This window comes from Klebsiella sp. WP3-W18-ESBL-02, assembly GCF_014168815.1.
Classification (GTDB): domain Bacteria; phylum Pseudomonadota; class Gammaproteobacteria; order Enterobacterales; family Enterobacteriaceae; genus Kluyvera; species Kluyvera ascorbata_B.
Map to the genome: position 1 here is coordinate 4,814,651 of NZ_AP021972.1, position 11,950 is coordinate 4,826,600.

Consider the following 11,950-nt stretch of genomic DNA (forward strand, 5'->3'; position numbering starts at 1 on the left):
ATTCATTTTTCGTCTTGCGACGTTAAGAATCCGTATCTTCGAGTGCCCACACAGATTGTCTGATAAATTGTTAAAGAGCAGTGCAACACGGCTTTCGCTCACTGTTGCGAGGTGGCGTATATTACGCCTTCCTCTTTCAGAGTCAACCCTGATTTTCAGGATTTTTTCTCTTCAACCTAACCGGCTAGTTGCTGTGAAGTGATTCACATCCGCCGTGTCGATGGAGGCGCATTATAGGGAGTTTCCCTGAGGCCGCAACCCTTAAATTGCAGAAAAATGACTGACTGCTGCATTCCACAGCAGAACCCCGCCTTATACCCATTTACACACAGAGTTATCCACAAAAATAAGGATCTCTTTCGAGAGTCACCTGGTTTTATTCCTCATCTATAGAGATGAAATAATGGAATTGAGGTAAAGAGAAAAATTCGCGAGCGTTGCGCAAACGTTTTCGTTACAATGCCCCCGCAAAACAAGGATGCCCCGTAAGGGGCGTTAGCTGAGTTTTTAGCCAAGAATTCACCTAACGCTCTCTGTAATAGTCAAATCCAGGGGATTTACCATGCAACAACGTCGTCCAGTCCGCCGCGCTCTGCTCAGTGTTTCTGACAAGGCCGGTATCATCGAATTCGCCCAGGCACTTTCCGCACGTGGTGTGGAGCTGCTGTCTACAGGTGGCACTGCGCGCCTGTTAGCAGAGAAAGGTCTGCCGGTAACCGAAGTTTCCGATTACACCGGTTTCCCGGAAATGATGGATGGACGCGTGAAGACCCTGCATCCGAAGGTCCACGGTGGCATCCTCGGTCGTCGCGGCCAGGATGATGCCATTATGGAACAACACCACATTGCTCCTATCGATATGGTTGTCGTTAACCTGTATCCGTTCGCCGAGACCGTCGCACGCGAAGGCTGCTCGCTGGAAGATGCAGTAGAGAACATCGATATCGGCGGCCCGACCATGGTGCGCTCCGCCGCGAAGAATCATAAAGATGTGGCTATCGTTGTGAAGAGCAGCGACTACGACGCCATTATTAAAGAGATGGATGCCAACGACGGTTCTCTGACCCTCGACACCCGTTTCGATCTCGCGATTAAAGCCTTCGAACACACCGCCGCTTACGACAGCATGATTGCCAACTACTTCGGCAGCATGGTTCCGGCTTACCACGGCGAAAGCAAAGAGGCCGCCGGTCGCTTCCCACGTACGCTGAACCTGAACTTCATTAAGAAGCAGGATATGCGCTACGGCGAGAACAGCCACCAGCAGGCTGCCTTCTATATAGAAGAGAATGTTAAAGAAGCCTCCGTTGCCACCGCGCAGCAGGTACAGGGCAAAGCACTTTCCTACAACAACATCGCTGATACCGATGCGGCGCTGGAGTGCGTGAAGGAATTCAACGAGCCAGCCTGTGTGATCGTTAAGCACGCTAACCCGTGTGGCGTAGCAGTAAGTACCTCTATTCTCGACGCTTACGACCGTGCCTACAAAACCGACCCGACCTCCGCGTTCGGCGGCATCATCGCCTTTAACCGCGAGCTGGATGCTGAAACCGCGCAGGCGATTATCTCCCGCCAGTTCGTGGAAGTGATCATCGCGCCATCCGCCACCGAAGAAGCACTGAACATTACCGCTGCCAAGCAGAACGTTCGCGTGCTGGTCTGCGGCCAATGGGCGCAGCGCGTTCCGGGCCTGGACTTCAAGCGCGTGAACGGCGGCCTGCTGGTTCAGGACCGTGACCTGGGTATGGTGAGCGAAGCTGAACTGCGCGTAGTGACCAAACGCCAGCCGACCGAGCAGGAGCTGCGCGATGCGCTGTTCTGCTGGAAAGTGGCGAAGTTCGTGAAATCCAACGCCATCGTTTATGCCAAAGGCAATATGACCATCGGTATTGGCGCAGGCCAGATGAGCCGCGTTTACTCCGCGAAAATCGCCGGGATCAAAGCGGCCGACGAAGGCCTGGAAGTGAAAGGTTCTTCTATGGCTTCCGACGCTTTCTTCCCGTTCCGCGACGGGATTGATGCCGCTGCTGCCGCCGGTGTGACCTGCGTTATCCAGCCGGGTGGTTCTATTCGCGATGACGAAGTGATTGCCGCCGCCAATGAACACGGCATTGCGATGGTATTTACCGACATGCGCCACTTCCGCCATTAATCCACGGAGCAGACGATGAAAGTATTAGTGATTGGCAACGGCGGGCGCGAGCACGCCCTGGCGTGGAAAGCGGCGCAGTCGCCAAAAGTCAAAACGGTATTTGTCGCCCCGGGCAATGCGGGCACCGCGCTGGAACCCACGCTGCAAAACGTGGCCATCGGAGTAACCGATATCCCGGCGCTGCTGGACTTTGCCCAGAACGAGAAGATCGATCTGACCATCGTTGGCCCGGAAGCGCCGCTGGTGATTGGCGTGGTTGATGCCTTCCGCGCCGCCGGTCTGAAAATCTTCGGCCCAACCGAAGGTGCCGCGCAGCTGGAAGGCTCCAAAGCCTTCACCAAAGATTTCCTCGCGCGCCACCAGATCCCAACGGCGGAGTACCAGAACTTCACCGAAATCGAACCTGCGCTGGCTTACCTGCGCGAGAAAGGCGCGCCGATCGTTATCAAAGCCGATGGTCTGGCTGCCGGGAAAGGCGTTATCGTGGCGATGACGCTGGAGGAAGCCGAAGCCGCGGTTCATGACATGCTGGCCGGCAACGCGTTTGGCGACGCGGGCCACCGCATCGTGATTGAAGAGTTCCTCGACGGTGAAGAAGCGAGCTTTATTGTCATGGTCGACGGTGAGCACGTGCTGCCGATGGCCACCAGCCAGGACCACAAGCGCGTGGGCAATGGCGATACCGGCCCGAACACCGGTGGGATGGGTGCCTACTCCCCTGCTCCGGTAGTGACTGACGAAGTCCACCAGCGCACCATGGAACGCATCATCTGGCCAACGGTGAAAGGCATGGCGGCGGAAGGTAACACCTATACCGGTTTCCTGTACGCGGGCCTGATGATCGACAATCAGGGCAACCCGAAGGTTATCGAGTTTAACTGCCGCTTCGGCGATCCGGAAACCCAGCCGATCATGCTGCGCATGAAGTCCGATCTGGTGGAGCTGTGCCTCGCCGCCTGTGACGGCAAGCTGGATGAGAAAACCTCCGAGTGGGACGAACGCGCCTCGCTGGGCGTGGTCATTGCCGCCGGAGGTTATCCGGGTAATTACAATACCGGCGATGAGATCCACGGTCTGCCGCTGGAAGACGTCGCTGACGGTAAAGTGTTCCACGCGGGTACCAAACTGTCTGCTGACGATCGCGTGCTGACCAACGGCGGTCGCGTGCTGTGCGCCACCGCGCTGGGCAACACCGTGGCGGAAGCGCAGAAACGCGCCTACGCCCTGATGACCGACATCCGCTGGGACGGCAGCTTCAGCCGTAACGACATCGGCTGGCGCGCCATCGAACGTGAGCAAAACTAACGGCTGAGCTTAGCCAGCAGCGTTTTGCGCGTAATACCTAACTGACGGGCGGCTTCGGTTTTATTGCCGCCCGTTTTTTCCAGCGCCGCCAGAATCACCTCTTTTTCAACTTCCACCAGCGGCTGAATGACGTCATCAGCCGATGAGCATGCCGGAACCGGCGTCCCGACAATCGCCAGCGGCAGCTCGCGCTCAGAAATATACTCTCCCGTCAGCAGCACAACCGCCCGCTCCACCGCGTTTTCCAGCTCGCGGATATTTCCCGGCCAGTCATAGTGAATCAACAAATCCATCGCCTGCGGGGTAAAGCCCTGTACCGACTTACGGTTTCGTTCGCCGTAGCGCCGCAGAAAATGATGTGCCAGCTGAGGAATATCCTCACGGCGCTGGCGCAGCGGCGGCATCTCGATGGCGACCACGTTCAGGCGGTAGTAGAGATCTTGGCGAAAGCGCCCGGCATTCACCTCTTCAGCCAGGTCTCGATGGGTAGCGGCAATCAGCCGTACATCGACGGAAAGGGTCTGATTGCTGCCAACGCGCTGCACCTCACGCTCCTGGATAACCCGCAGCAGGCGCACCTGCATCAGCGGCGAAATATCGCCAATCTCATCAAGAAACAGCGTGCCACCGTCGGCTTCGACAAAACGCCCTTCCCGGCGTTTATCAGCGCCGGTAAATGCGCCCTTCTCGTGGCCAAACAGTTCCGATTCCAGCAGCGACTCATTGAGCGCCGCGCAGTTCAGCGTCACCAGCGGCTTATCGCCGCGCAGGCTGAGGGCATGCAGCGCGCGCGCCACCAGCTCTTTACCGGTGCCCGATTCGCCGTGAATGAGCACCGTCGCATCCGACGGCGCCACCAGCGCAATATTGTGTAACAGCGCCCGCATGGCCGGGCTATCGCCCACCATGCCAGACTGCGGCGCAGATTCCACCGCCGCGCTTTCCGGCTGGCGTGTGTGTGCTAAAGCCGCTACCAGCGTCTGCTGCAGGCTATCGAAATCGAGCGGTTTCACCAGGTAATCCAGCGCACCGGACTTGAGCGCCTCAACCGCTGTCCCCACGCTAGAGTAGGCGGTCATGATCAGCACCGGAATCGACGGGTTGTAGGCTTTAATCTCTTTCAGCGTTTCAATGCCGTCCATTTCCGCCATGCGGATGTCGCAGAGCACCAGATCGAACACCCGCTCGCGTACCTGTTCCAACGCCTGTCGCCCGTTATGGGCCAGCGACACTTCACATCCCCAGCCCCGCAGCAGCGCCTGTAAGATTGTGCAGTGACTGGTGTCGTCATCGACCACCAGAATCGTCACATTCTCTGCCGTCATCCTTGTTCATCCTTTTGTTGCCCGTTGGCCGGCAGGTAGAGGGTAAACGTTGCGCCCTTGCCTGGCGCGCTCGTCACCTGAATCGTTCCGCCGTGTTGCTCAACAATATTCTGTACCACCGCCAGCCCGAGCCCGGTACCGTCGGCTTTGGTCGTGAAGTATGGCGTGAAAATGGCCTGTTTTTGTTCTTCCGTCATCCCTTTGCCGCTGTCCGTGACGCTCAACATCACCCGCCCGTCGCCCGCCTCGCTGAGCGCTACCGTAATCGAGCCATCGCGGCCAATGGACTGAATGGCGTTAAGATAAAGGTTCAGCAGCACCTGGTTGAGCCTGTCCGGGTCGGCCTGAATACGGCACAAGCCAGGTTGAGCGCTAAAATTCAGCGTTACCGCCCGGCTTAGCGCATCCTGGCTGACCAGCTGAAGCGAATGGGCAACCACTTCATTTAAATCCACTGACTGCCATTTTAAATGTGCAGGCTTCACCAGCTCCAGCAGCTCGCTCACCACCCGATTCAGGCGATCGGCCTCTTTCGCCATCACCTGCGCCAGCTCGTGCGACTCGCCGCCTGCCGGGGTTCGCTCGGCAAAATACTTCGCTAACCCTTTAATGGATGAAAGCGGGTTACGAATTTCATGCGCGACCCCGGCCGCCAGATGCCCCAGCGCCACCAGCTTTTCTCGACGGTGGGTGGCGTCCTGTAGCAGCCGCTGCGAACGCTGATAACGACGAAACCAGAAGCGGGCAAGAAGCGTCGCCAGCATCACCAGCGCGGCGGCGCACAGCATCACGACCATATTACGCAGCCCGCGCGCGCGCTCGGCGTCGAGCTCGCGGGCATCAAAAGCGATAAAAATAATCTGCGGCACTTCGGCCGACTCCCGGCGCGTCATCATGCGCATATGATGGCCACGGGCCGGATCGAGCGGGCGAAACTGGCGATAAATTTCCAGCGCGGGCTCCGGCGCCGCAATGCGTCGCCAGCGTGTCTGCTCACCCGCCTGCAGCGCGCGCATCTCATCCGGGGTATAGCGAATTTTCCCCACCTGCTCGGGATCGCTATGGGCCATCACCTTCCCCTGCTCGTCGACAACGGCAAACCACAGCACCCCAGGCTGCCAGGCCATCTCCTCCAGCATGGCCTGCAGTTGGGCGTGATGCATACGCATTCCCATGCCAACGCGGGTGCCGGACTCCAGCGCACGAATCAGCACGCTGCCTTTTTCCAGCAGCGTTTGCTGGGCGGCGGCGTTCTCGCGGCCATAGTCACGCACGATCAGCGCGGAGAACAGACATACCACCAGCACAATCACGCCGGTCAGCAGCCAGCTCAGGCCCGTAGCAATCGTATCCCTGGATAATCGTATTGGGTTCATGGGGCTTCCTTGGTTTTTGCGTTGCTATCCCTCAGCAGAAATCATGCCATCTTTCCGCGCCCGCAGCCCGGCCCGCGCGCACAAATGGGCGAGTTAAACGGGTAAAAATGACTCGCCTGGATACACAATGCGGGTCATTTTTACTCGCCGATCGCAAGCCATCGAGGCCCGCGCCGCAGTGTGCGGGCGATGACAAGCTGGCACAGAAGATGCAATGACTAAGATGACCACACTACAGGAGAATTCACCATGAAACGGAACAAGAATCTGGCTTTTGCACTCTTCGCTTTTGCCGCACTGACCTTCACCAGCGGCGCGGCGCTCGCGGGCCCCCATCACTGGAACAATAATGCCGGCAACGGCGGTGGCTACAGTCAACTAACCGATGCGCAGCAGGCGACCGCCCAGAAGCTGCACAACGATTTCTACAACCAGACCAGCGCGCTGCGCCAGCAGTTGACCTCAAAGCGCTATGAGTACAACGCGCTGCTGACGGCAGAGAAACCCGATAGCGCGAAAATTGAAGCGGTCGCGCAGGAGATGGAAGGCTTAAGCCAGAAGCTGGATCAGCAGCGGGTGAAGTTTGATGTTGCGATGGCACAGGCCGGTATTCCCCGCCACGGCGGCGCAGGCGATGGCTGCCGGGGCGGCGGGTACAGCGGCGGCGGGCATAGGGGTGGCATGCACCGCGGGTAAGGCTCAGAAGCTTTTTTCTGTCGGCTGCCAGGTACAGTAGTCTTCATTCGCCACCAGCAGCAGCTGGGAGCCTTCCGGGGCTTCCAGCCAGGCGATGCTGACCTCGGCGGAAGAGCGGCTCTGACGGCTGGCAATATGCCCTAACGCGCGGGCATCGAAGTCGGGTTTTACCGTCTCGCCTTCGCAGGTCGTTACCGATAAATCGGCGTGCCAACGCCCCTGACGCAGCACCACTTTCCCCAGCCGCAGCGCGTCGCTGGTCTGGCGGATCTGTTCGGCGCGATAGCGATAGAGCGCCACCTGGTCGCTGGAGAGCTGCTGCTTCTGCCCGTCGACTTCACGCTGCATAAAGCTCAGTTCGCCGTTACGGTCGAAGCGGGCGCGAATATGTTCGGCAGGTTTGCCGTAGATGTTCAGTTCAATCAGCTGCAGCATGTCGTTCTGCCAACGGTACTCGCTGGTTGAGGTGCTGCCACTGTGCCACGGGCTAAATGCGGCAAGCAGGTGCGTTTCGCCGCCGCTATCTTTACGCCAGATGCGCACCGCGCCCTGGGTATCCGCATAGCCGCTAGCGGTAAAGGGAGGCAGCGCGCTGTTGTGGCTACAGGCGGTCAGCAATAAGACACCCGCAAGCCCCGCAAAACGGCGCCAGATGAACGAAAGGGGCGAAACCGCCCCTTCTTTAAAACTGTTCACTGCCACGCAGTCTTACTTAACAGCGTCTTTCAGTGCTTTGCCAGAAACAAATGCCGGCACGTTAGCTGCAGCGATTTTGATTTCTTTACCGGTCTGCGGGTTGCGGCCAGTACGCTCAGCGCGGTGGTTCACTTTGAAGGTACCGAAACCAACCAGTTGTACAGCATCGCCTTCTTTCAGAGACTCAGTAATAGCAGCCAGGGTGGATTCCAGAGCAGCTTTAGCCTGGGTTTTAGACAGTTCAGCCTTGTCCGCAATTACATCAATCAGTTGAGTCTTGTTCATAAGTTATCCTTACAATGTGTTTATCGCTTGCTAAGCATCGAGTGCGACGAAAATGCCAGAAAAGCACTCTCCTGCATACACGCACCGATAGCCACTTTTTTTCGCCCTCCAAATGTAGACCAGACGGGGGGCAGATGTGAAGCCTTCAGGCGTGACAATTCAGGCGGTAAATCACGTTTTATTGTCTCATTGCTGAAAAATTATACCAATATTGCTTTCAGCGGCCTCTCGGAGGTCTGCGCGCAGCCCTTTAATCAGTTCAATATCGCGTTCTTCACATTCGGCCAAAAGGCGGAAAATCTCCCACTGAATGTCCCATTCCTGCTCTACAGCGGGGTTCAAACGCAGCTCTTCATCGGTCATTTCGCGACCGGCCTGGGTCATTTCCAGCATGGCGACGGTGGTAATCGAACTCTTACTGACTTCAATCGCATGTTCGAGCGTTTCACCGCTCAGACGCGAATGTATTAATTCGCTCAATGCAACACAGGCATCGATCGCCGGATAGACGCCGTACATGTCGTAGTCGTCTGCCGCCGGAATCGCCTCTTCCAGCTTTTCAAGCTGGCTGTCGAAGTTTACCTTCGCGTCTTTGACCGTCAGGGTTTCCCAGATGAGATCGAGAATGCGGCGGTACAGCTGTGGCTCACCAAATTCCGACTCTTTGCAGAACATGGCGTAGTTCGGGTACATGCGTTCGCACAGGCAAGCCATAAAGGTGACGTGCTGCCAGCTTTCCAGCTTCTCCAGACGCAGATGAATCGGGTTTTGTAACATGATGAGCTCTCAAATACGGAAATTAGACGCAGTTTACCCGATATGGGGCATTTTTGCTGCAAGCCGTGTAAAAGCCGGGCGTTCAGATGCCACCGCATCTGCCCAGCGCGTAGGTTCCGGCAGGCGATAGCCGTTCATGCAGCGTTGTACCCACGCCAGCGCGCTATCCAGACTCACGCGGTGGCCCGTGGAGATAAACAACGGGTTACAGCGCGCTTTGCTGCGCCAGACCCATGCCAGCTGTTCGCCTTTATCCAGCAACGGCGCTAACGCTCCGGGTTCGGCAGCGAGCGGCTCAAACTGGCCGCACAAGCGTTTCTTCGCCACGCCAATCGTCGGCACATCCACCAGCAGGCCAAAATGGCTGGCGACGCCCAGACGGCGCGGGTGAGAGATGCCGTGACCGTCAACGAACAGCAGATCGGGCTTGTGCGAGAGCTGCTGCCAGGCGGCCATCAACGCGGGAGTTTCACGAAAGGAGAGAAAGCCTGGAATGTAAGGCATGGTCGTGGCGATGCGCGCCACCTGGTATTCAACCAGCTCCAGCGAAGGGTATTTCAGTAAAACCATCGCGGCCCGCGTCACTTCGCCGCCCTGCTCAAAGCCCACGTCCGCCCCGCCGATCAGATCCGGCGGATCGTTTTGCAGGCGATCCTCGCGGATCGCTGAAGAGGCCAGTTCAAGCTGCTGCGCGCGCAGCGACGCGAGATCCATTAGCGGTGATACGGCGCCGACAGACGGTGCACCGCTTCAACAAAGACGCCCGCGTGTTCCGGCGGCACGTCCTGATGAATGCCGTGGCCCAGATTGAAGACGTGGCCTTCGCCCTGACCAAAACCGGCCAGAATCGTCGCCACTTCTTCTTCAATGCGCGCCGCTGGCGCATAGAGCATGGATGGGTCCATATTGCCCTGTAGCGCCACTTTATGGCCCACGCGACGGCGCGCATCGGCGATATCGGTCGTCCAGTCGAGGCCCAGCGCATCGCAGCCGGTTTCCGCCATCGCTTCCAGCCACTGACCGCCGCCCTTGGTGAACAACGTCACCGGTACGCGGCGACCGTCATTTTCACGCAGCAGGCCATCAACGATTTTGTGCATGTAGTACAGCGAGAACTGCTGATAGTCGCGCCCGGTCAACACCCCGCCCCAGGTGTCAAAGATCATCACCGACTGCGCGCCGGCTTTGATCTGCGCGTTCAGGTACAGCGTGACGCTCTGCGCCAGCTTATCCAGCAGCAGATGCAGCGCCTGCGGATCGGCATACATCATCTTTTTAATCACGGTGAAGGCTTTGCTGCTACCGCCTTCCACCATGTAGGTCGCCAGCGTCCACGGGCTGCCGGAAAAGCCGATCAGCGGGACTTCACCCTTCAGCTCACGGCGGATGGTGCGCACCGCGTTCATGACGTAGCCCAGCTCCCCCTCCGGATCCGGAATCGGCAGCTTTTCCACATCGGCTTTGCGGGTGATGGGCGAGGTAAAGCGCGGACCTTCCCCGGCTTCGAAGTACAGCCCCAGCCCCATTGCATCGGGAATGGTCAGAATATCCGAGAAGAGGATCGCCGCATCCAGCGGGAAGCGGCGCAGCGGCTGCAGCGTCACCTCGCAGGCCAGCTCTGCGTTTTTACACAGCGACATAAAGTCCCCTGCCTGCGCGCGCGTAGCTTTGTACTCCGGTAAATAGCGGCCCGCCTGGCGCATCATCCATACCGGGGTCACATCAACGGGCTGGCGCAGCAGCGCACGCAGATAACGATCGTTCTTCAGTTCGGTCATTTTTACATTCCTTTAGCGTTGATGCGCCCATTGTAACATGTCAGTCGTAGTCGGCCCGACACATTGCCACCGTATCTTCAATCAGCCGACGCGCCACGGTGCCCGGCGGCGGTAAAAGCGGAAGGTCGTCATAGCGATACCAGTTGGCATTGAGCAGCTCTTTCGGGTCGATGACGATGTCGCCGCTGTCGTATTCCGCCATAAACGCCGTCATCAGCGACTGCGGGAACGGCCACGGCTGCGAGGTAATGTAGCGCAGGTTTTTCACCGTGATGCCGCTCTCTTCCATCACTTCACGCGCCACCGCCTGCTCTAAGGTTTCGCCCACTTCAACAAAACCGGCCAGCACGGTATGCACGCCGTTGCGATGGCGAACGTGCTGGGCCAGCAGAATGGAATCATCACGACGAATAGCAACAATAATGCAGGGGGCGATTTGCGGGTAGTAGCGTTCACGGCAGTGGCTGCACAGCATCGCCCATTCCGTTTTACTTGGGTGCATTGTGTGACCGCAATAGCCGCAGAATTTATGCGAGCGGTAAAACTCCGCCAGCTGCACGCCGCGCCCGGCCAGCTGGAACAGCCCAACGTCCTGATCGAGCACCTGGCGAACCGACCCCATATCATGACGGCGCGCCTGCTGAACCAGCCAGACCGGCTCCCCTTGCCATTCACCAATCCGCAGTGCGCGCTGACCCACAAGATCGAAATTTACCGCTTCGCCATATGGTAATTCGCCTGCCGGCAGCCATAATTTTTGTTCGTGACTAACGATCCACCAGCCGCGATCCGATTTTTCAATTATACGATCCATATCTCTTGCGCTACCTTTGCTTCACAGGCATGTTATTAACATAATATTTACATATTGACGTGAGCAGATTTTCACTTACCGATGCGGGAGTCAACCTATGTTAAACCAGTTAGAGAGCCTGACAGAGCGTGTAAAAGGACACCATAGACTGGTCGACCGCTGGCTGAATATTCGTAAGCACCTGCTCGTGGCTTACTACAATCTGGTTGGCCTTAAGCCTGGCAAAGAATCGTTCATGCGTCTTAACGAGAAAGCGCTGGATGACTTTTGTCAGCGTCTGGTCGATTACCTTTCTGCCGGTCATTTCAGTATTTATGAACGCATTATCCATAAAATGGAAGGCGAGAGTCCGCTTTTAAACGCCGGAAAAATCTGGCCGCTGCTGGATGCTAACACCCAGCAAATTATGGACTACTACGATTCCACGCTGGAAAACGCCATCGACCAGGATAACGTTTATGCCTTCCAGCAGGCGCTGTCTGATATTGGCGAAGCGCTGGAGGCACGTTTTTTACTGGAAGATCAGCTCATCATGCTGACGTTTAATGCGCTCGACGGGGGCGAAATGAAACGCCCGGCTTGAGATTTACTGCATTAACGAGTAGTTTACATTCATTACCTCTCATCTGAGGTTACTTCTTGTCGGAGTGCCCAGTGCGCAAGCACGGGCTGAGACCGTTAATTCGGGATCCGCGGAACCTGATCAGGTTAAGACCTGCGAAGGGAACAAGAGTCAATCTACAACC

General features: G+C 57.4%; 12 protein-coding genes and 1 riboswitch. Of the genes, 4 read left to right on the forward strand and 8 right to left on the reverse strand.

The annotated features are described in order from the left end of the window. Positions 1-562 precede the first annotated feature (562 nt). Together purH and purD are read left to right on the forward strand one after the other, a co-directional pair. Positions 563-2,152 carry a bifunctional phosphoribosylaminoimidazolecarboxamide formyltransferase/IMP cyclohydrolase gene (gene purH / locus H7R56_RS23070; RefSeq protein ID WP_106930739.1) on the forward strand — a complete coding sequence of 530 codons (1,590 nt, stop codon included), beginning with the start codon at positions 563-565 and terminating at the stop codon, positions 2,150-2,152. 15 nt (positions 2,153-2,167) lie between these two features. Next, positions 2,168-3,457: a phosphoribosylamine--glycine ligase gene (gene purD, locus H7R56_RS23075; protein ID WP_106930741.1), complete on the forward strand. Its 1,290-nt coding sequence runs from the start codon at positions 2,168-2,170 to the stop codon at positions 3,455-3,457. Here the strand turns inward: purD and zraR are convergent. Continuing rightward, complete coding sequence (zraR, locus tag H7R56_RS23080) at positions 3,454-4,782, reverse strand: sigma-54-dependent response regulator transcription factor ZraR (RefSeq protein WP_106930743.1); 1,329 nt, start codon at positions 4,780-4,782, stop codon at positions 3,454-3,456. The two genes, purD and zraR, sit on opposite strands and share 4 nt — an antisense overlap. After that, positions 4,779-6,158: a two-component system sensor histidine kinase ZraS gene (gene zraS, locus H7R56_RS23085; RefSeq protein WP_106930745.1), complete on the reverse strand. Its 1,380-nt coding sequence runs from the start codon at positions 6,156-6,158 to the stop codon at positions 4,779-4,781. The genes zraR and zraS overlap by 4 nt, the downstream gene beginning before the upstream one ends. A 249-nt stretch (positions 6,159-6,407) precedes the next feature. Here zraS and zraP point away from each other — a divergent pair, with 249 nt between their 5' ends. Continuing rightward, positions 6,408-6,854, forward strand: coding sequence for a zinc resistance sensor/chaperone ZraP (gene zraP, locus H7R56_RS23090; RefSeq protein WP_106930747.1), 447 nt, complete (start codon positions 6,408-6,410; stop codon positions 6,852-6,854). 3 nt (positions 6,855-6,857) lie between these two features. Here zraP and H7R56_RS23095 read toward each other — a convergent pair whose 3' ends face one another. From H7R56_RS23095 to nudC, 6 genes are all read right to left on the reverse strand, one after another. Next, positions 6,858-7,550 (reverse strand): DUF1481 domain-containing protein, encoded by a 693-nt coding sequence (locus H7R56_RS23095; RefSeq protein ID WP_106930775.1) that lies wholly within the window; start codon positions 7,548-7,550, stop codon positions 6,858-6,860. A 12-nt stretch (positions 7,551-7,562) separates the two neighbouring features. Continuing rightward, complete coding sequence (gene hupA / locus H7R56_RS23100) at positions 7,563-7,835, reverse strand: nucleoid-associated protein HU-alpha (protein ID WP_001044509.1); 273 nt, start codon at positions 7,833-7,835, stop codon at positions 7,563-7,565. Between the two features lie 186 nt (positions 7,836-8,021). Continuing rightward, a complete protein-coding gene (locus H7R56_RS23105; protein ID WP_106930749.1) occupies positions 8,022-8,612 on the reverse strand; it encodes a YjaG family protein in 591 nt (196 codons plus the stop codon). Between the two features lie 33 nt (positions 8,613-8,645). After that, a complete protein-coding gene (gene nfi / locus H7R56_RS23110) occupies positions 8,646-9,326 on the reverse strand; it encodes a deoxyribonuclease V (protein ID WP_106930751.1) in 681 nt (226 codons plus the stop codon). Beyond that, entirely contained in the window at positions 9,326-10,390 is a 1,065-nt protein-coding gene (gene hemE / locus H7R56_RS23115) for a uroporphyrinogen decarboxylase (RefSeq protein ID WP_106930753.1), read from the reverse strand. Before hemE ends, nfi begins: the two co-directional genes overlap by 1 nt. A gap of 40 nt (positions 10,391-10,430) precedes the next feature. Further along, positions 10,431-11,204 (reverse strand): NAD(+) diphosphatase, encoded by a 774-nt coding sequence (gene nudC / locus H7R56_RS23120; RefSeq protein ID WP_106930755.1) that lies wholly within the window; start codon positions 11,202-11,204, stop codon positions 10,431-10,433. Between the two features lie 97 nt (positions 11,205-11,301). Here nudC and rsd point away from each other — a divergent pair, with 97 nt between their 5' ends. Continuing rightward, complete coding sequence (rsd, locus tag H7R56_RS23125; RefSeq protein WP_106930757.1) at positions 11,302-11,787, forward strand: sigma D regulator; 486 nt, start codon at positions 11,302-11,304, stop codon at positions 11,785-11,787. Positions 11,788-11,837: 50 nt separating this feature from the next. Further along, positions 11,838-11,947, forward strand: a riboswitch (TPP riboswitch). The last annotated feature ends 3 nt before the right edge of the window (positions 11,948-11,950 follow it).

Coding starts and splice junctions, on each gene's coding strand:
- zraP (WP_106930747.1), top strand. CDS start 6,408: ATGAAACGGAACAAGAATCTGGCTTTTGCACTCTTCGCTTTTGCCGCA.
- rsd (WP_106930757.1), top strand. CDS start 11,302: ATGTTAAACCAGTTAGAGAGCCTGACAGAGCGTGTAAAAGGACACCAT.
- H7R56_RS23105 (WP_106930749.1), bottom strand. CDS start 8,612: ATGTTACAAAACCCGATTCATCTGCGTCTGGAGAAGCTGGAAAGCTGG.
- hemE (WP_106930753.1), bottom strand. CDS start 10,390: ATGACCGAACTGAAGAACGATCGTTATCTGCGTGCGCTGCTGCGCCAG.
- zraR (WP_106930743.1), bottom strand. CDS start 4,782: ATGACGGCAGAGAATGTGACGATTCTGGTGGTCGATGACGACACCAGT.
- hupA (WP_001044509.1), bottom strand. CDS start 7,835: ATGAACAAGACTCAACTGATTGATGTAATTGCGGACAAGGCTGAACTG.
- purH (WP_106930739.1), top strand. CDS start 563: ATGCAACAACGTCGTCCAGTCCGCCGCGCTCTGCTCAGTGTTTCTGAC.
- purD (WP_106930741.1), top strand. CDS start 2,168: ATGAAAGTATTAGTGATTGGCAACGGCGGGCGCGAGCACGCCCTGGCG.
- nfi (WP_106930751.1), bottom strand. CDS start 9,326: ATGGATCTCGCGTCGCTGCGCGCGCAGCAGCTTGAACTGGCCTCTTCA.
- nudC (WP_106930755.1), bottom strand. CDS start 11,204: ATGGATCGTATAATTGAAAAATCGGATCGCGGCTGGTGGATCGTTAGT.
- zraS (WP_106930745.1), bottom strand. CDS start 6,158: ATGAACCCAATACGATTATCCAGGGATACGATTGCTACGGGCCTGAGC.